Annotated in this window: 20 protein-coding genes and 5 pseudogenes; 16 read left to right on the forward strand and 9 right to left on the reverse strand. The window is 65.8% G+C overall.

Translation table 11 applies throughout. The features are described 5' to 3' along the window. Nucleotides 1-57 precede the first annotated feature (57 nt). Nucleotides 58-339: pseudogene (locus TY51_RS12185) on the reverse strand (integrase core domain-containing protein); the annotation flags it as partial. Between the two features lie 124 nt (nt 340-463). Between TY51_RS12185 and TY51_RS24310 the strand changes: the two are divergent. From TY51_RS24310 to TY51_RS20355, 10 genes and pseudogenes are all read left to right on the forward strand, one after another. After that, entirely contained in the window at nt 464-592 is a 129-nt protein-coding gene (locus tag TY51_RS24310) for a zf-TFIIB domain-containing protein (RefSeq protein ID WP_081994960.1), read from the forward strand. 379 nt (nt 593-971) lie between these two features. Then, nucleotides 972-1445 (forward strand): Na+/H+ antiporter subunit E, encoded by a 474-nt coding sequence (locus tag TY51_RS12190; protein ID WP_052650125.1) that lies wholly within the window; start codon nt 972-974, stop codon nt 1443-1445. After that, nucleotides 1438-1719, forward strand: a complete 282-nt coding sequence (locus TY51_RS12195; RefSeq protein ID WP_042249992.1) for a monovalent cation/H+ antiporter complex subunit F — start codon at nt 1438-1440, stop codon at nt 1717-1719. Before TY51_RS12190 ends, TY51_RS12195 begins: the two co-directional genes overlap by 8 nt. Beyond that, nucleotides 1716-2012: a monovalent cation/H(+) antiporter subunit G gene (locus TY51_RS12200; protein WP_042249993.1), complete on the forward strand. Its 297-nt coding sequence runs from the start codon at nt 1716-1718 to the stop codon at nt 2010-2012. Before TY51_RS12195 ends, TY51_RS12200 begins: the two co-directional genes overlap by 4 nt. Then, the gene (locus TY51_RS12205) at nt 2009-2971 is read left to right on the forward strand and encodes a hydrogenase subunit MbhD domain-containing protein (RefSeq protein WP_042249994.1); all 963 of its coding nucleotides are present in this window, start codon (nt 2009-2011) and stop codon (nt 2969-2971) included. Before TY51_RS12200 ends, TY51_RS12205 begins: the two co-directional genes overlap by 4 nt. 1 nt (nt 2972) lies before the next feature. Then, a pseudogene (locus TY51_RS24545) lies at nt 2973-3245 on the forward strand (NADH-quinone oxidoreductase subunit K); the annotation flags it as partial. Nucleotides 3246-3300: 55 nt separating this feature from the next. Further along, a complete protein-coding gene (locus TY51_RS12210) occupies nt 3301-4776 on the forward strand; it encodes a complex I subunit 5 family protein (protein ID WP_042249995.1) in 1476 nt (491 codons plus the stop codon). Continuing rightward, nucleotides 4773-6251: a proton-conducting transporter membrane subunit gene (locus TY51_RS12215; protein WP_197054752.1), complete on the forward strand. Its 1479-nt coding sequence runs from the start codon at nt 4773-4775 to the stop codon at nt 6249-6251. Before TY51_RS12210 ends, TY51_RS12215 begins: the two co-directional genes overlap by 4 nt. Beyond that, the gene (locus TY51_RS24040; protein WP_156118004.1) at nt 6248-6823 is read left to right on the forward strand and encodes a proton-conducting transporter membrane subunit; all 576 of its coding nucleotides are present in this window, start codon (nt 6248-6250) and stop codon (nt 6821-6823) included. Before TY51_RS12215 ends, TY51_RS24040 begins: the two co-directional genes overlap by 4 nt. Further along, nucleotides 6808-7935 carry a proton-conducting transporter membrane subunit gene (locus TY51_RS20355; protein ID WP_156118005.1) on the forward strand — a complete coding sequence of 376 codons (1128 nt, stop codon included), beginning with the start codon at nt 6808-6810 and terminating at the stop codon, nt 7933-7935. Before TY51_RS24040 ends, TY51_RS20355 begins: the two co-directional genes overlap by 16 nt. Nucleotides 7936-8115: 180 nt before the next feature. Here TY51_RS20355 and TY51_RS24045 read toward each other — a convergent pair whose 3' ends face one another. Together TY51_RS24045 and TY51_RS22740 are read right to left on the reverse strand one after the other, a co-directional pair. Beyond that, the gene (locus TY51_RS24045) at nt 8116-8322 is read right to left on the reverse strand and encodes an SDR family NAD(P)-dependent oxidoreductase (RefSeq protein ID WP_197054754.1); all 207 of its coding nucleotides are present in this window, start codon (nt 8320-8322) and stop codon (nt 8116-8118) included. After that, the gene (locus TY51_RS22740; RefSeq protein ID WP_197054753.1) at nt 8292-8738 is read right to left on the reverse strand and encodes an SDR family NAD(P)-dependent oxidoreductase; all 447 of its coding nucleotides are present in this window, start codon (nt 8736-8738) and stop codon (nt 8292-8294) included. Before TY51_RS22740 ends, TY51_RS24045 begins: the two co-directional genes overlap by 31 nt. A 259-nt stretch (nt 8739-8997) precedes the next feature. On the opposite strand from TY51_RS22740, the gene TY51_RS20360 reads away from it, so the two are divergent. Beyond that, complete coding sequence (locus TY51_RS20360) at nt 8998-9549, forward strand: universal stress protein (RefSeq protein ID WP_052650133.1); 552 nt, start codon at nt 8998-9000, stop codon at nt 9547-9549. Between the two features lie 67 nt (nt 9550-9616). On the opposite strand, the gene TY51_RS21950 is transcribed toward TY51_RS20360, so the two are convergent. From TY51_RS21950 to TY51_RS23470, 3 genes are read right to left on the reverse strand one after another with little or no spacing between them, the layout of a single operon-like run. After that, nucleotides 9617-9853, reverse strand: coding sequence for an integrase core domain-containing protein (locus TY51_RS21950; RefSeq protein ID WP_255351411.1), 237 nt, complete (start codon nt 9851-9853; stop codon nt 9617-9619). A gap of 30 nt (nt 9854-9883) precedes the next feature. Next, nucleotides 9884-10411 (reverse strand): IS3 family transposase, encoded by a 528-nt coding sequence (locus tag TY51_RS12240; RefSeq protein ID WP_042249997.1) that lies wholly within the window; start codon nt 10409-10411, stop codon nt 9884-9886. Beyond that, nucleotides 10408-10608, reverse strand: coding sequence for a hypothetical protein (locus TY51_RS23470; protein WP_231559036.1), 201 nt, complete (start codon nt 10606-10608; stop codon nt 10408-10410). The genes TY51_RS12240 and TY51_RS23470 overlap by 4 nt, the downstream gene beginning before the upstream one ends. Nucleotides 10609-10916: 308 nt before the next feature. Between TY51_RS23470 and istA the strand changes: the two are divergent. Beyond that, nucleotides 10917-11925: pseudogene (istA, locus tag TY51_RS12250) on the forward strand (IS21 family transposase); the annotation flags it as partial. Here the strand turns inward: istA and TY51_RS21090 are convergent. Beyond that, nucleotides 11862-12110, reverse strand: a pseudogene (locus tag TY51_RS21090) (transposase); the annotation flags it as partial. The pseudogenes istA and TY51_RS21090 overlap by 64 nt on opposite strands. Nucleotides 12111-12163: 53 nt before the next feature. Here TY51_RS21090 and TY51_RS12255 point away from each other — a divergent pair. After that, nucleotides 12164-12403, forward strand: coding sequence for a hypothetical protein (locus TY51_RS12255; protein WP_042249998.1), 240 nt, complete (start codon nt 12164-12166; stop codon nt 12401-12403). 79 nt (nt 12404-12482) lie between these two features. After that, complete coding sequence (locus tag TY51_RS21955; RefSeq protein WP_042249999.1) at nt 12483-12692, forward strand: hypothetical protein; 210 nt, start codon at nt 12483-12485, stop codon at nt 12690-12692. 783 nt (nt 12693-13475) lie between these two features. Here TY51_RS21955 and TY51_RS12265 read toward each other — a convergent pair. Next, nucleotides 13476-14762 carry a DUF4010 domain-containing protein gene (locus tag TY51_RS12265; RefSeq protein WP_042250000.1) on the reverse strand — a complete coding sequence of 429 codons (1287 nt, stop codon included), beginning with the start codon at nt 14760-14762 and terminating at the stop codon, nt 13476-13478. A gap of 262 nt (nt 14763-15024) precedes the next feature. Next, nucleotides 15025-15330, reverse strand: a pseudogene (locus tag TY51_RS12270) (IS5/IS1182 family transposase); the annotation flags it as partial. Between the two features lie 211 nt (nt 15331-15541). Here TY51_RS12270 and TY51_RS12275 point away from each other — a divergent pair. Both TY51_RS12275 and chrA read left to right on the forward strand, forming a co-directional pair. After that, a complete protein-coding gene (locus tag TY51_RS12275) occupies nt 15542-16360 on the forward strand; it encodes a sulfurtransferase/chromate resistance protein (RefSeq protein WP_042250001.1) in 819 nt (272 codons plus the stop codon). Continuing rightward, nucleotides 16360-17546: chromate efflux transporter (gene chrA / locus TY51_RS12280; RefSeq protein WP_081994964.1), on the forward strand; the 1187-nt coding region annotated here is incomplete at its 3' end. The genes TY51_RS12275 and chrA, both read left to right, overlap by 1 nt.

The following is a 17546-nucleotide window of genomic DNA, read 5'->3' on the forward strand; positions in this document are numbered from 1 at the left end:
CCATCAAGTTCGCACCAGGACGGTGCATTCTGCTAGTGTTCTGGTCTTGCCCCCGTTTCACCGGACACTCAGGCAGTTGCTGGTTTGAGCTGCGATGAACTCGCGAGGCGAGCGCATCTTCAGCCCTGAATGCGGGTGATTGTCGTTGTAGTCCTCGATCCAGCCTCCGATCCATCCGAGAACGGTTTGGGCGTCTGGTAGCGGCGTCACCTGGACGTAATCGTGCTTGAGCGTCTTCACGAATGCCTCTGACATGCCATTGCTCTGAGGGCTCCGCACCGGGGTGAAGCAAGGCTTCAGACCAAGTTGGCGAGCGAAGATCTGCGTGTCCTTGGCGATGGATCGTTGCAGACCCACCTTGGCACACAGATGCCGTCGGGGGGCGGTTACATCATCAACGCCCATGCCAACCACCACCTCAGACTGACAGAGTGCGCTTGCACTGATGAAAGGAACCAAGACCATGAAATGCCCCGTTGATGGAACGCTGCTCACGATATCAGACCGCCAGGGCGTGGAGATTGACTATTGCCCGACGTACAGGGAAGTCTGGCTCGACCGGGGTGAACTCGACAAGATCGTCAAAATGTGATAGTCTGCTACCGTTCTCGCAGAACCCCGCAGCGACAGTCGTTCGCCGCAGCGCGAACGCGACAGCCGAGCCCGCCGCGACGGAGATCGATATGATGACCGCCCCGACTATGATGACGAACACGATCCGAGCCGCCGCAAGCGTAAATCGATGCTGGGCGAACTGTTCGACTTTTGATCCCCACACCAGATTTCCGCGATAGCGCTGGTAGAACGGTTGCAATCGGGTGCGGGTTATGCCGCATCTCGTGTCTATCCTGCTAACTGAGACGCCGCTTGATTAACACCTTGCATCCGCCGAACTTTTCGTGTGCTGGTGGCTGTAACTTAACTTGGGGTATCGTTTCTTGATGCATGCTGTTTCGTTCCTGAACCGATCAATGATCCTGGCACTGCTCTGGATCGTCTTGACAGGTTCTGCTACAGATGCACTGCCCTATGGCGCCGTCGCGGTCGTGGTGGCGGCGGCGCTCAGCCTGCGGCTCTATCCGGCGGACCGACCGGGCGTCGGTGCCTGGCGCGTGGCAGTGTTCCTGCCGCGCTTTCTGGTGCAGAGCGTGCTTGGCGGTCTGGACGTGGCGCGCCGGGCCTTCGATCCGCGCCTTCCGGTTGGGCCGGGCTGGGTCGAATTGCCCCTGGCCAGCCGCCAGGTCGAAGCTAATGTGCTACTGGGCGGGGTTGTCAGCATGCTGCCCGGTACGCTGGCGGCCGGTCCCGGCGACGGCGATGGCGCGATGGCGCTGCATGTGCTGAACCTGCCCAGCTTTGCCTCGGCAGATTTTCACTCCCAGGAACAACGGATCCTCGGCCTATTTGGTCCCCGGGTCATCGCATCCGAGGCTCCGCATGGCTGACTGGTTCACGCTCGCCGCTATCTTCCTTTTGCTGACTGTCGCTGCGGCACTCCTGCGCTGCTGGCGCGGACCCGGCCCGGTCGAGCGGATCATGGCCGCCCAGCTGGCCGGTACCGGCGTGATCGGCGTCGCGGTGGTGCTTGGTGCGGCGCGCGAAAATGCGGCCTTTCTCGACGCGGCGCTGATCGGCACGCTGTTGGCGGCAGTCGCGGTCACCGCTTTCGTTCGGGTGGCCGCCGTGCCGCCGAAGCCTGACGCGGAGGACCGGGGATGATCTGGACCGAACTTTTGGTGCTGGCGCTGCTTGGCACGGGCCTTGGGTTCTATGCCGCAGGCTCGCTGGGATTGTTGCGCTTTCCCGACACGGCATCGCGGCTGCATGCGCTGACCAAGGCCGACAACGTCGGTCTTGGGCTGGTCGCGCTGGCGGCGGCGATCCACTGGGGTTCGGGCGCGGTGGCGGCCAAGCTTGCGCTGGTCTGGCTTCTTGCGGTGATCGCAGCCGGCACCACCTCGCAGCTTCTGGCGCGGCGGGTGCGCAAGAACGAGGAGCCCGACCGCAGATGAGCGGTGCCTTCGACCTCATCCTGTGCCTGATGATCCTCGGCACGGCGGGTATCGCGCTGTTCGTGCGCGACGCGCTGGCGGCGATCGCCTTCTTCATCGCCTTCGGCAACCTGATGGGGCTTGCCTGGCTCAGCCTTGGTGCGGTGAACGTGGCCCTGGCCGAGATAGCCATCGGCGCCGGTGTCACCGGCATCCTCCTGATCCTGGCGCGGGCGCGGCTCCTGGCGCTGGGCGATCCGGTGCATAGCGGCGACACACCGACCTGGCTGTGGCTCGGGGCCTTTGCGGCCTGCACCAGCTTTGCCGTGCTGCTGGCGGCCACGGTGTTGTCGATCACCCCGGAAAGCGGGCTGGACCGGGTGGTCGCACCGCTGATGCCAGGGCTTGGCATCGAGAACCGGGTGACCGGGGTTCTGCTGGCTTTTCGCGCCTATGACACGCTTCTGGAAAGCTTCGTCCTGCTGGGCGCGCTGGTCGCGGTCTGGTCGCTGGCACCTGCGCGGGCCTGGCCGGGCCGACCGGCGGAACCCCGCATGGCCGACGGACAGATGCATCAGGTTGCCGGGGCCTCCGGGCGGGTTCTGCTGCCCGTGGCGCTGGTGATGGCGGCCTATCTGGTCTGGGCCGGGTCCGACCTGCCGGGCGGAGCCTTCCAGGCGGGAACCGTGCTTGCGGGCGGGCTGATGCTGGCGGCGATGGGCGGGGCCATCGGCCTGCCACGCAGCGACCGGCCGCTGTTGCGCGCTGCCTTGGTGCTGGGGCCGCTGGTCTTTCTGGCGATCGGGCTGGGCGGCATCGCGGCGGGCGGATTCCTGATCTATCCCAAGGGCTTGGCTAAGGCGCTGATCGTGACCATCGAATACACGCTGTTCCTGTCGATCGGGGTGACGCTGGCACTGCTGGTGGCCGGGCCGCCGGTGGCCGATTCCCCTGTCCCGGACGCGGGCGGAAACGGCTGAGATGGAACTCCTGGCACCCGAACCGGTCTCCGCCGGTCATATCTACGCGGTGACGGGGGCAATCCTGACCGCACTCGGGTTCTACGCCTTCATCGTCCGGCGACATGCCTTGCGTCAGCTTCTCGCGGTCAACGTGGTCGGAGCGGGCGTCTTTCTGATCCTGGGCGGTCTCGGCCGCGGGCCGGATGCCATTGACCCGATGCCGCAGGCGCTAGTGATCACCGGCATCGTCGTTGCGGTGGCACTGACCGCCTTTGGCGCGGCGATGATCGTGCGGCTGGCCGAAGCACCTCGGTCCCCAGATCAGGCAAAGCCGGAAAGCCGGACGCATGAACCTGCTTGGCCTTCTGGTGGCGGTGCCGCTTGGCTTCATGGTGGCGGCGCTCTTGCTGCGTGGCAGCGGTCGCTGGCTGATCCTGGCGGCGGCACCGGTGATGGCGGGGCTGGCGCTGTGGCTGGCGCTCCTGCCGCCGGGGACAACGCTGCTGGTCGGCAACTGGGACCTGCCGCTGGGCATCCTTCTGCGCGCCGACGGGGTCGCGCGGCTGATGGTACTGGCGGGCGCACTGGTAATCGGTGCCATCGGGCTGCATGCGCTGGTCGATCCGCCGGGCGGCAATGATGGCGGCGCGGCCACGGCCGAGACATTCTGGCCACTCCTCTACCTGATGTGGGCCGGGGCCAATGCGGGTTTTCTGACCACCGACCTTTTCAACCTCTACGTCACGCTGGAGATGGTCAGCCTGGCAGCCGTGGCGCTGGCCGCGATGGGGTCGCTTGCGGCGGCGCTGCGCTATTTCATGATCGCGATGCTGGGCTCGCTGGCCTATCTTCTGGGCGTGGCGCTTCTGGTGGCGAATTACAACACGGTCGACGTGACCCTGCTGGCACAGGTCGCGCGCCTCGATCTGGCGACGGTCATGGCGCTGGGGCTGATGACGGCGGGGCTTCTGATCAAGGCTGCGCTCTTTCCCATGCACGGCTGGCTGCCGCCCGCCCACGCCGCCGCCCCCGCTCCGGCCAGCGCGCTTTTGTCGGCGATTGCGGTCAAGCTTGGCTTCGTGATCCTGTTGCGCCTGTGGTTCGAGGCTTTCCCGGCCATCACCGGCTCTGCCGCCCTGCATGTGCTGGGTGGCCTGGGTGCGGCGGCGGTGATCTACGGGTCGATCCAGGCGATGCGGCAGGACCGGCTGAAGCCGCTGGTGGCCTATTCGACGGTGGCGCAGGTCGGCTATCTGTTCCTGGCCTTTCCGCTGGTCGCCGGGGCGGTCGAGCCTTCCAGCGCTTGGGCCGGGATGACGCTGCACGGCGTGGCGCATATGCTGGCCAAGGCGGCAATGTTCCTTGCGGCAGGGCTGATGCTGAAGGCTGCCGCCGGTGACCGGATCGCCGATCTGGGCGGACTGGCGCAGGCTATGCCCCTGACCGTGACCGCCTTCGGCCTTGCGGCGGTGTCCCTGATGGGGCTGCCGCCCTCGGGCGGGTTCACCGCCAAGTTCCTGCTGCTAAGCGCAGCAATCGAGCAGGGCGCGTTCCTTTATGCCGGAGTGCTGGTGGTGGGTGGCCTTCTGGCAGCGGTCTATCTCTTTCGGGCGCTGTCGGCCTGCTTTGCCCCGTTGGCTGGCGCGGGACCTGATACCGCGTCGCGCGGCCCGGTGACCGGCGGAGTGAAAGCCGTGGCACCGCTGACGCTGGCGGGACTGGCGATCGTTATGGGATTTGCCGGCACCGCGCTGGTCGACGTCTCGGCCATTGAGGTACCCTGGGCCACGCCCACGGTGATCCAACCGGAGGTCGCGCCATGATGACCTTCGCGCCGCTGCTTTTGGTGTTCCTGCCGCTGGTCGCCGCCGCGGTCAGCTTTGCCTTGCCAGAGCGGCTGTCCTCCTGGCGCAACGCGGCCAACCTCGGCGTGGCCTTTACCAAGCTGCTGGTAGTAGCCTACCTGCTAAACGCGACTGAGGCCGGTCTGGTGTTTGAATGGCGCTACGAGTTCCTACCGGACAACGATCTTGTGCTGCGGCTGGACAAGCTTGCGCTCTTGTTCGTGACTCTGTCGGTGTTCTTGTGGCTGATGACCACGATCTATGCCATCGCGTATTTCGACCGCGGGCCGAACCTGTCGCGGTTCTTCGGCTTCTTCAATCTATGCGTTCTGGCGGCGACCGGCGTGGCGATGTCGGGCACCGCGATCACCTTCTTCCTGTTTTACGAACTGCTGACGCTGGCGACCTGGCCGCTGGTCGCGCATAAGGGCGACGATAAGTCGCTGCGCGCGGGGCGGATTTACCTTTCCTACACGCTGGCGGGCAGCGTTGCCTTCCTAGCCGGGATCCTGTGGCTGCAGTCGCTGGTCGGGGCGATCGAGTTCGCCGCGCCGCCGGACCTGACCGGCATCCCCGCGCTGACCCTGACGCTGATCTTCATCCTGTGCATCGGCGGGCTGGGGGTGAAGGCCGCGATCTTCCCCCTGCATGGCTGGCTTCCCGAGGCAATGGCCGCCCCCGCCCCGGTCAGCGCGCTTCTGCACGCCGTCGCAGTGGTCAAGGCCGGAGCCTTCGGCATCGTGCGGATGATCTATGATGTCTACGGCATCGGCACCGTGGCCGACCTGGGGCTGGGCCTGCCGCTGGCGGCGCTGGCCTCGGTCACCATCCTTTACGGCTCGGTCCGCGCCTTGATGCAGACCGATCTGAAGAAGCGGCTGGCCTATTCCACGGTGAGCCAGGTCAGCTACATCATCCTTGGCGCCAGCCTGATCGGGCCATATGCCGTGATCGGCGGGCTGGTGCATCTGGTGCATCAGGGGATCATGAAGATCACCCTCTTCATGTGCGCCGGCGCGCTCGCGAACCGCATGGGGATCAAGGCGATTGCCGATCTGGACGGGGCGGGCCGCCTGATGCCGGTGACGATGGCGGCGTTCTCGGTCGGCGCGCTGGGCATGATCGGGCTGCCGCCGGTCGCGGGCTTCATCTCGAAATGGTATCTCGGGATCGGCGCGCTGCAATCGGACGCGGCCTGGGTGGTGGCGGTGCTGGCGGGCTCGTCGCTGTTGAACGCCGCCTATTTCCTGCCGCTCCTCTATCGCGCCTGGCTGTTGCCGCCCCCTGCGGACCGTCCCGCCATCCGCGAACTGGCCACCACGCGCGACCGGATGCTGATCCTGCCTGCAGCGGTGACTGCCCTGGTGTCGCTGGGGGCGGGCATCTTCGCCTCGCTGCCATTCAGCCCGCTGGCCTGGGTCACCCTGATCGCCGAGGGGGGCTACCTGCGATGACAGCCGACCTGTCGCTGCTCTTGCCGCTGGCTGTCCTGTGGCCGATGCTGCTAGCGAGCCTCTCCCTCTTGCCGGGCTGGGGCCCGCGCATGGTGACGCTCTTGCCGCTCGGCCCGCTACCGGGGTTGGCGGCCGCGGTCATCACCCCGCGCGACACCCCGGTCGCGCTGCCGGGGATCCTGCTGGACGGCGGGCTGGAACTGACCGGGACCGGTGCGCTGTTTCTGGGCGGGGCGGCGCTGCTGTGGTTCTGGGCCGGGGTCTACGCGGCCTTCTACCTGCGGCACGACGGCCGGCCCACGTCTTTCGCGCTGTTCTGGAACCTGGTGCTGGCCGGCAATCTTGGCGTCTTCATCGCCGCAGACATCATCAGCTTCTACGTCTTTTTCGCGCTGGTCTCGCTGCTGGCCTATCCGCTGGTGATCCATGACCGCAAGCCCGCGTCGATGCGGGCGGGCACCGTCTATCTGGTGCTGGCCGTGCTGGGCGAGGTGGCGATCCTGGTCGGGCTGATGCTGGCCTCTTACGGCGCGGGCGGAGCATCGGGATCGAGGCGGTGCGCGCCGCCCTAGCCCTGCCTTCGACGCATCCTGCGGCACTCGGGCTTCTGATCGCGGGCTTCGGGATCAAGGCCGGGCTAATGCCCTTGCATGTCTGGCTGCCGGTGGCGCATCCGGCGGCACCGGTGCCGGCCTCGGCGGTGCTCTCGGGCGCCATCGTCAAGGCCGGGATCTTCGGGCTTGTGGCGTTCCTGCCGCTGGGCACGCCGGCACTGGGGGCGGGAACTGTCCTGATGATTCTGGCCTTCACTGGGCTGTTCCTTGCGGCGCTGCTGGCGCTGGGGCAGGCTGGGGCGAAGTCGGTGCTGGCCTATTCGACCGTCAGCCAGATGGGGCTGGTCATGGGCGTGCTGGGCTATGCCCTGGCGCAAGGCAGCGCGCCCGCCACGCTGCTGCCGGCGCTGGCACTCTTCACGCTGCATCACGGGCTGGCCAAGGGGGCGCTGTTTCTTGGCGTCGGGCTGGCCCCGACCTGCGGCCGGGCCTGGCGCTGGGGGCTCATGGCGGTACTGGCGGTGCTGGGCCTGTCGCTGGCCGGGGGCCCGCTGCTGGCCGGGGCGCTGGTCAAGTCGGCGCTGAAGGACCCGGCCGGGGCCCTTGGCGCGACGCTGATCGGGCTGTCGGCGCTGACCACTGCGCTGGCGATGGCGCGCTATCTGGCGGTTCTGCCACGGTCGAAACCGCGCCGCCGCCCGCCGGTCCTGATGGCGCTGGCGTTCCTTGCGCTGGCGGGCGCGGCGCTCTGGCTGCCCTGGCTGCTCTACGCCGATCTTGCCGACAAGTCCCCGCTGGCGACGGATCTGCGCGCGCAGATCACCGATGCCTGGCCGCTGGGCCTGGCGGTGCTGCTGATCGCCGGGGCCGCCGCGGTCGGGCTGAAACCGCCCGCCCTGCCCGAAGGCGATGCCCTCGGCCCGGTGCAGCGCCGGGCCGCAGCCCTGACCGTCGCCGCCCGGGCCGCCATGCGCGCCGGATCACGGTCCCTGCGCCGGTCGCGTCCGAAGCCGCAGACGGTCATCGCCGAGGACTTGGACCGCGTCGAGGACATCTTCCGCGAAGGTGCCGCCGCTGCGATCCTGCTGCTGGCCGTCACCGGTGCGATCCTGGCCTCCGTCCTGATCTGAGGCGACCCCGCGCTTCGACCCCTGCGGACCACTGTGCGACGAACCCGCCATCGACCGGCACCACCGCGCCGGTCATGAACCCGGCCTCGGGCGAGCAGAGCTAGACGATCAGGCCCGCCACCTCGCCGGGAGCGCCGATGCGGCCCATCGGGTGCAGCCCGTCCATCATCTGGCGGCTGGTCATCTTGCCCCCGTCGCCTGTTCGGCCAGCGAATCGAGCATCCGGGTGTCGATCCCGGCCGGGCAGACCGAATTCACCCGGATCCCCGACTTGGCATATTCAAGTGCTGCATTGCGGGTCAGCCCGTTCACCCCGTGCTTTGCTCCGACATAGGACGCAAGGCCCGGAAAGCCGATCAGCCCGGCGACCGAGGACAGATTGACGATGGCCCCCCGTCACCGCCCTGGGCCAGCATCTGGGTGATCTCGGCCTGCAGGCACAGGAAGGTGCCCTTCAGGTTGACCGCGATGATGCGGTCGAAATTCGCCTCGGTCTGCTCGATGAAGGGCGCGATCGTGCCTTCGATGCTGGCGTTATTGCAGGCACAGTCCAGCCGACCATAGGCCGCGACTGTGGCGGCGACCAGCGCCTGGACATCGGCTGCAACCGACACGTCGGCGCGCAGGAAACATGCCTCGCCGCCCCTGGCGCGGATCAGCGCCGCGGTTTCCTCGCCGCCCCCGGTCTCGACATCCGAGACCATGACCCTTGCCCCTTCGGCGGCGAATTTCAGCGCCGTCGCGCGCCCGATCCCCGCCGCAGCGCTGGAGACCAGCGCGACCTTTCCAGCCAGCAATGCCATGTCCGATTACTTTCGTTCCGGTTTGCGTTGCCGCGATGCTGCCATAGCCGGTATCGACCAAGCCTGACATGGATCAAGCAGGCGCCGGATTTCCGCGTTTTCGCCTGGACGTCCGGAAAGGCTTGCCTTTGCGGCGAATAGCGCAAACCCTCACTAGATGATCGAGACGCTTCTTCTGGCAACCAATTTCGCCCGGCAGTCGGTGGCGGCGCTGGACCGGGCATTGTTGCTGTAGCGCGGCCATGCCGAGCGGATCAGCATGCTGCATGTCGTGGACCCCGAGGTATCGGCCGCGCTGGTCTTGGGCGACGGTGGTACCGAGCCACCGGTCATGACCGAGTGGCTCGACGCCCGCCAACCCGCCGACGCCGTGCGCCCCGAGATGCTGATCCGCAAGGGCGAACCCCATACCGAAATTCTTGCGGCCGCCGAGGCGGGCGACCACGATCTGATCGTGCTTGGCGCGTCGCGGTCGCGCGGGCCTCTGGCGGGGCTTCTGGGGACAACGATCCAGCGGGTGCTGCGCGGCAGCACCCGTCCCGTGCTGTCGGTGCGACAGCAGCCGCAGGGCCCCTACCGGCGCGTCCTCATCGCCTCCGACCTGTCGGACCCCGCCGATCTCGCGGCCCAGACCGCACTGTGGCTAGGGGTTCTGGATAGCGCGCGCATCCGTCTTGTCCATGCGACCGGTGGCGATGCAGCTGCGGCCGCAGATACCGCGCCCGAGGCCGGCCTGCGCGCCCTTGCCGCGCGCCTTGACCCTGTCCCGTCCGACCGGATCGAGGTATCGGTGCTGCTGGCCGTGTGTTGATTTCCGCTGAGAACTGAGCCGGGTTTGGAGTGAACCCCATGGGGTGGACGACATCGCACCATTCGAACTAAGCCGCTTTCTGGGCAAACAGGGTTTCGAATTCCTCTGGGGTTCTGTAGCCGAGGGCTGAGTGAAGCCTTCTCGTGTTGTAGATCTGCTCAATGAAGATCGGCAAGCGGACTGCCACATCGGCAAAAGTCTCGTAACCGGCTCGATAGACCTCCTCGACCTTCTGGGTCTTCATAAAGCTATGAGCCTGCGCGTTATGATAAGGATTGCCGTCGCTGCTCATCGAACGGCGCAAGCCTGAAGCAGCGAGGGCGTCCCAATAGCTTTAGGATGCGTACTGACAGGCGCGATCCGTATAATGAATGCAGCCCTTGGAAGGCTTTCTGGTCATGACGGCCGCGCGCAGAGCTGCGAGTGCCAGTTCCGTATCCAGATGCTGTGACAATCCATAGCCTATGACTTTGCGGCTACAGGCATCCAGGATGGCGGCCAAATAGCAGAAGCCTGTGACGACGCGGATGTAGGTGAAATCCGCGACCCAGACCCTGTCAGGGCGATCGGGAATGAGGTTGCGATACAGGTTGGGAAAGATTGGAGAGTCATGCCGGCTGTCAGTCGTACGCACAGAGCGCTTGCGGGGCTTGATGCCCAGTCCCGCTACTCGCATGCCCCGTGCTACCCTTTTGTGATTGATTGCAAAACCACGGCGCCGAAGCTGGTGAGTCACGCGTCTATAGCCATAGCAGGGTAGCTTATCCTGGACATCTTCGATGATGGCGGTGAGTTCGCCGTCTGTCAGCTCGAGGGTCCTGGCATAGCGGTAGTAGTAGTAGGTGCTGCGCGGCAGGTTCATGGCTTTGCACCCCCGTCTGACGGAGCAGCCAAGGGGCCGCTGATCACGAAGAATCTTTCGCTGCCGCCCGCGGTCCACATCCGTGGTGTTTTTTCAAGATCCAGCTCCATCGTGAGCTGACCCATCTTCCGCTCGAGCGCGGCAATGCGAGCTTCATACTCTGCAATGACACCGGCCTTGGCTTCCTCGTCGTTCAAACCCCCCGGTCATATTGCGTAAGCCATAGCTGAATGAGGTTGGCGGAAAGATTGTGGCTGCGCTGCGCATCGCGCCGCCCAAGAGCGCCGGTGCGGGTGTCTTGGCAAAGCCGCAGCTTGAACGGCGTGGAATGCCGGCGGTAGGGACCTCGTGGTGTCATGGGCCTTCTCCAATCAAGGCCCGTCCAGCGTATCAGCTGTGGTCCAGCCCATGCAGTTCACTCCAGTGGCCAGGAGATTTCCACTGAGAAGTGACCTATGTTTGAACGCGCCCTGGCTTTGGAAGCGGGGACAACGGAGTAATTGACATGGCGCTACTGAGTGTGATCCGACGCTGGGGGCTGCGGGATCGGCTGTCCATCCGGGAGATTGCGCGGCGGACGGGGCTGTCGCGGAACACCATCCGCAAGTATCTTCGGGCAGGCACGGTGGAGCCGGCGTTCCGGACGCCGGATTGGCCGAGCAAGCTGGATCCGTTCGCGGACAAGCTGTCGGCGTGGCTGAAGACGGAAGCTGGCAAGTCGCGCAAGAAGCGGCGAACGCTGAAGCATCTCCACAAGGAGCTGGTCGCTCTGGGCTACACCGGTTCCCACAACCGTGTCGCGGCCTTCGCGCGGCAGTGGAAGGCCGATCACCAGTGCGAGGAGCAGAGCGCCGGCCGCGGCACCTTCGTCCCGCTGGTGTTTCAGCCCGGGGAGGCCTTCCAGTTCGACTGGAGCGAGGACTGGGCGACGATCGCGGGCGAGAACACGAAGCTCCAGATTGCCCACATCAAGCTGTCTCACAGCCGGGCATTCCTGCTGCGGGCCTATCTGCTGCAGACGCACGAGATGCTGTTCGATGCTCACTGGCACGCGTTCCGGGTGTTCGGCGGGGTACTAGGGCGGGGCATCTACGAAAACATGAAGACCGCCGTTGACCGGGTCGGCCGGGGCAAGGTCCGGAGGGTCAACACGCGGTTCCTGGCGATGACCAGCCACTACGTCTTCGAGCCTGAGTTCTGCAACCCGGCAGCGGGCTGGGAGAAAGGGCAGGTCGAGAAGAACGTGCAGGATGCCCGGCACCAGATCCTTCAGCTGATGCCGGACTTTTCCGGATCTGGCGGCGATGAACGCCTGGCTCGAGGAACGCTGCATCGAGCAGTGGGCGCGCCTGCCGCACGGCATGCTGCCGGGCACGATCGCTGAGGCTTGGGCTGCGGAACGGGCTGCGCTGATGCCGACACCGCCGACCTTCGACGGCTTTGTCGAGCAGAGCAAGCGGGTCTCGCGTTCCAGCGCTTTCATATTCTCGGCAATCTCACTCGGGATACCGGCGCGCCTGCCGCTGTCGATTTGGGCCTTCTTGACCCACTCGTTCAGGGTTTGTGCGGTGTAGCCGATCTTCGCCGCGATCGACATAACCGCCTGCCAGCGCGACTTATGCTGGCCCTCGGTGTCGAGAGCCAGCCGCACTGCGCGCTCGCGGACCTCAGGGGAAAACTTGTTCGTCGTCTTGCTCATCATGCTCCATCCTACTCAAGAGTTGGAGTCTCCGGCAGACCCGGCGCAGTTCAGTGCCCACCCGGTCCTCCTATGTGATCGCCGTCGTGACCGAGGGCGAACGGACGGCCGCCGCCAGCTTCACCTCGGTGCCACGCAGCCTTGCCGCCGCGGTCAGTCCCTCGATCGCGGGGGCAATGATGGGGGCGGGATGGCTGGCCGTACCGTTTCTCGTCTGCGGCGGGCTCAAGATCACCTACGACCTGCTGCAGCTGCACCAGTTCCGCCACATCCGCGCCCCGGAGGAGTGCTAGGCGCAGTCCCCCGCTCAGGCCGCCTTGGGCCAGCGGCGGTGCAGATCGTCGATGACGACAGCATGGGCATGGTGGGGCCGTGTTCGGCCAGATGCGGATGGTCGGGCGGCAGGTCCGGGTGGACATGCGGCAACACGGTCAGGTCATCGGCGGGCCACAGGCGCAGCACCGCCACCAAACTGGCCGCCCGGATCCCCGCCAGCACCAGCGCCGCGACCGACAGCCCCGCGCCCGCGCCCGCGCCGATACAACCCGCCAGTGGATACGTGACCAGCCAGCAGGCGTGTGAAAACGCGAGTTGTGCGGCAAAGACCGCGCCCCGGTCGGCCTCGCGCGCGGAGCGGTTGATGAAGCGCCCGATGGACGTCCGGGTCAGCGAAAAGCCGAAGCCGATGGATGGCTCCAGGGGCGATCAGGCCTGTCAGGTTAAACAACCAACAAGCCCAGAACAAAGGCCAGCCGATCAACTACGCCCGCGGACGGGAAGAAGCTGCGGGTAAGTAAGGGCAGCATCGAGGCCCCCTTTGCCGGCGAGCACGGCTGGTTCTGGCGCAACCGCGACGCCGCCGCCGTCACCATCACGCTGAAATTGCGCGGCACCTAGGTCATCGAGACCTAATGAGAAGGGCTTCGGTCATCGGCAGCCTGGTCCGCTGGTGGCCAACCCGGACCTTCCGTCGCACCGGCGGGAGATTTCAGCGCAACATTTTGCGCCAATGCCCAACGGATCCTGCAGGCCGCGTTAACCGGCCTGCTCGTATCCCGTGGGCCAAGTTGGCGCTGGCATCTCTTTTTGCCAAAGATTCTTCGAGCCCTGCAAGTTTAGCTGTCCAGCCCGAAATGAGGCTTCGCTTCCCTGACTGCCACCTTCCCCGCCTACCGCACCCCATACGCCGTCGCCAGTGTACATCCTGATGGCCACCAGGGTGCAGTGTGAGAATCACCATTGAAACGGGCATTGCAGATTAGTCGCCAACCGGGACGCACAGCGACCTGTGCAGGCCGCCAGCATGGCGCCCCAAGCGAAAGCCTGGAGCCAGGACCAAGCTGCCGTATCGCCACAGGCGCCTGCTTAGTCGTTCAGCCAGACCTTAATTACCGCCGAGAAGTGCCAGCCGATCCAGACGGATAGGACGGACAGGACCAGGCCCAGTGCCACAATCCGCCCAAATACCGGCGATCGTGAGCGGAGGGCAAGCACAAGTCGTACCATGGCATTGACCGTCAGGGCAGCCGCCAAGGGCATCACGGCCTCACCCGCCGGCATCTGGCCTGCAGCCACCAGTGAGGCTAGAGCGACGGCAGCCGAACTTGTGCTGATCAACCCGGCCAGGGCCGCTGACAGCAGTACGGCCTCGGTACCAAACCGATCGTTCAGCATCGCAGAGATCAGGATGACCGCTGTCACGGTCAAAGCGAACTTCACCGCGTCCTTGACGCTAAAGATCCGCGAGGGCAATTCGATCCCCGCCGGCTCGCCCCCTTTTCGCGTAGCCAGGTAGACCAGCAGGGCGCTGAAGATCAGCACGACCACGGTCGGTACCACCAGCACCGGCAATGCCAGGGCGAACAGGGACGGGCTGACCAGGCCCAGCACCATGCCGGTCTGCACCAGCGACGACACCGAAGACAAGGTGGCCCCCGCCGCCGCTGGCTGGATGAAGCGGACGGCCGTATCACCCGGTGCGTCGACCTTGCGGCCCATCTCGACCACGGTGGCCGTCGAGGACACGAAACCCGACAGGAACCCCGAAAGTGGCAGGCCAAGCCGGTCGCCGAAGACCCGGGTGCAGATGTGACTGACCGCCCCGATGACCATCACCAGGATGACGATGACAAAGATGGCGCGCGCATTGATCGCACCGTCCGGCCCGAAGCCGGTATCGGGGATCACTGGCAGGATGATCAGACCTGAGACGCCAAGGATCAATCCGTCGCGCATCTCGAAGTCGTTCAGGACCGAGCGGCTGAAGTCGCGCAGGGCCGACCGTGCCGCCAGCAGGGTGACGACCAGCACCCCCGACGCGGCGGCAAGGAACGTATGCTCGACCGACAACCCACCCAGAACCACGACCAGCACCAGCGCGAGGCTGGTGGTCATTCCTGCCTGCCGGTCCGGCTGCGACAGATGTGCGACCGCCCGCAGGACGCCCACCGCGGCCAGCGCCACCGCCAGCAACGGCAGCCCGCCCGCATACTGGCTGAGTGCGCCAATCAGCGAGGCGAGCGAGAAGGTCCTGACCCCGATCGGGGCCGGACCGCCGTTCTCGCCCCCGTTGCGCTCGCGCTCGATCCCGATCAGAAGACCGATGCCGAGTGCCTCGAGCAGCAGCAGGGCCTGACTTGCTTCTTCCATCATCCGATCACTGCGCCCTTCCGACTCGGCTCAGGCCATCGGGCGCGCCGCGCTTTGACCATTCCTCACTGCGCCTGCGGCCACAAGACCATCCACGCCGATATCAGGCCGCGACCAGGACGACCACGACCAGGGCCAGCAGCGGGCCGACGCAGGCGACCATGAAGATGTCGGCATAGGCCTGACGATGGGTCAGCCGGCAGACGCTGAGGGCGTTGTTGCGTAACTCACGCCTGGGGCATGATTGTCCCTTCCCCTTTTGGCCTCAGTCCACACGAATGATTTCGGCCGTTCCGAGGGCCGAGAAGCGGTTCATCAGTGTGACGCGGATCTGGATTTCGGGGGTCTGGCGATCGGGGTCTCTTGCCGCGATGCGTTCACCGAAGGCCTTGAGGCACCGCATCTTCGCTTCGATCCGACTTCGGACGTGGTATCCCGTCCATCGCTTCCAAAACGCCCTGGCATAGTGCCGGGTGGCACGCAGGGTTTCGTTTCGGGCGATCGCGGCAGGGCAGTCCTCTTTCCAACATCGGCCGTTCTTCCGGATAGGGATGATCGCGGTGGCCTCGCGGCGACGCCATCCATCGGTTGGACTTCGTAACAACCGGCAAGGACGTGCTACGCCCCGGAGGCTGCATCGCTGCACACGAGGTAACGTCGATCTACCTTCTTGACCTTGCCATCACCCGCAATCTATTTCCTTGCGCATGGGGCCTGCGACCGCCCCACGAGGCGTCAGCCGAAGTTCGCGTTCCATTGAAACCTTCACGGGAGGAACGCCCATGCCTGCGCCCAATGCGATTTCCATCGACAAACTTGCCCGGATCTTCGGCACGCCGCGCGCGCCGGTCATTCTGGATGTCCGGTCCGATACCGACTTCGCTGCCGATCCGCGGCTGGTGCCGGGGACCATCCGCGCGGATGACCGTGCGCTGGCCGATCTGCCGCCGCTGCCGCCCGGTCTTGTCCTCGTGCTCTGCCAAGCGGGTCATCGTCGCAGTCAGGGTGCTGCGGCGTGGCTGCGCGCCGAAGGACGCCCGGCCGAATACCTGGAAGGTGGTTTTGTCGCGTGGCGAGAGGCAGGCTTGCCTTTGATTCGGACGGACCATTTGCCCCCGCGCGACGGGCAGGGCCGCACAGTCTGGGTCACCCGCGCGCGACCCAAGATCGACCGGATCGCCTGCCCGTGGCTGATCCGCCGGTTCGTCGATCCCCGTGCGGTAATCCTGTTCGTGGCGCCGGCCGAAGTTTCGGGTGTGGCCGAGCGCCATGAGGCTGCGCCGTTCGACATCGAGGATGTCTTTTTCAGCCATAGGGGCGATCTGTGCAGTTTCGACGTGATGCTGGCTGAACTGGGCCTGTCCGTTCCGGCGCTGGACCGACTGGCCGTGATCGTGCGGGCTGCCGATACGGCACGGCTAGACCTGGCACCCGAAGCAGCGGGGCTGCTGGCCGTCTCCCTTGGCCTGTCGCGCATGTATGCCGACGATCTGGAGCAGTTGGAGGCGGGAATGCTGGTCTATGACGCGCTCTATCGGTGGGCGCGTGACGCGACCGGCGAGACCCATAACTGGCCCACCAACAAGTCGAGGGCAGAATGATGACGACCCGTCCCTATCCTACCCTTGCCGAGGCCACCCGCATTTGGGCGCGCATTGGCCTGCTCAGCTTTGGCGGTCCCGCAGGCCAGATCGCCTTGATGCACCGCGTGCTGGTCGAGGAACAAAAATGGCTGGGCGAGCGGCGGTTCCTGCACGCGCTGAACTACTGTATGCTGCTGCCCGGCCCCGAGGCGATGCAGCTGGCCGTCTATATCGGCTGGCTGATGCACCGGACACTTGGCGGTATCATCGCGGGGTTGCTGTTCGTACTGCCCGGTGTCGTGGCGATTATGGGTCTGTCGTGGATCTATGCGATCTGGGGCAATACTGGCGTGCTGGAAGGGCTGTTCTTCGGGCTCAAGGCCGCAGTGCTGGCCATCGTCGTGCAGGCGATCATCCGCATCGGGTCGCGCGCCCTGAAGAACCCTACGATGATCGGCATCGCCGCTGCGTCCTTTGTTGCCATCTTCGCATTTGGGGTGCCGTTTCCGGTCATCATCCTGACCGCAGCGGTCGCGGGATATCTGGGCGCGCGGTCCGGGCTAGCCGCATTTCAAGGCGGCGGTGGGCACGGCAAGATGGGCGGCACCCAGGTCGAAGATGCCGATACCTTGCTGGGAGAGGGCACGCCCGATCACACACGGGTCAGCGCGGGGTGGGCGGCCCGCATCTCGGTCGTGTTCCTAGGGCTCTGGTTGCTGCCAGTGGCAGCGCTGTTCCTAATGCTTGGGCCGCAGAACGTGTTCTCTCAGATTGCCGGGTTCTTCAGCGTGATGGCGGTGGTGACCTTTGGCGGTGCCTATGCGGTGCTGGCCTATGTCGCCCAGCAGGCGGTCGAGACCTATGGCTGGCTGGCCCCCGGGGAAATGCTGGACGGGCTGGGCATGGCCGAAACCACCCCGGGGCCGTTGATCATGGTGACGCAGTTCGTGGGCTTCATGGGAGCGCTGCGCGAGGCGGGCAGCCTGCCGCCGCTGCTGGCCGCGACCCTGGGCGGGCTGCTGACCACCTGGGTCACATTCCTGCCGTGCTTCCTGTGGATCTTCCTGGGCGCGCCCTTCATCGAACACCTGCGCGACAATCACGCGCTGAGCGCCGCGCTGACGGCGGTGACAGCGGCGGTGGTGGGGGTGATCCTGAACTTGGCGCTGTGGTTCGGGCTGCACGTGCTGTTCGGCCAGCTGCG

This window comes from Paracoccus sp. PAMC 22219 (assembly GCF_000787695.1).
In the GTDB taxonomy this organism is placed as follows: domain Bacteria; phylum Pseudomonadota; class Alphaproteobacteria; order Rhodobacterales; family Rhodobacteraceae; genus Paracoccus.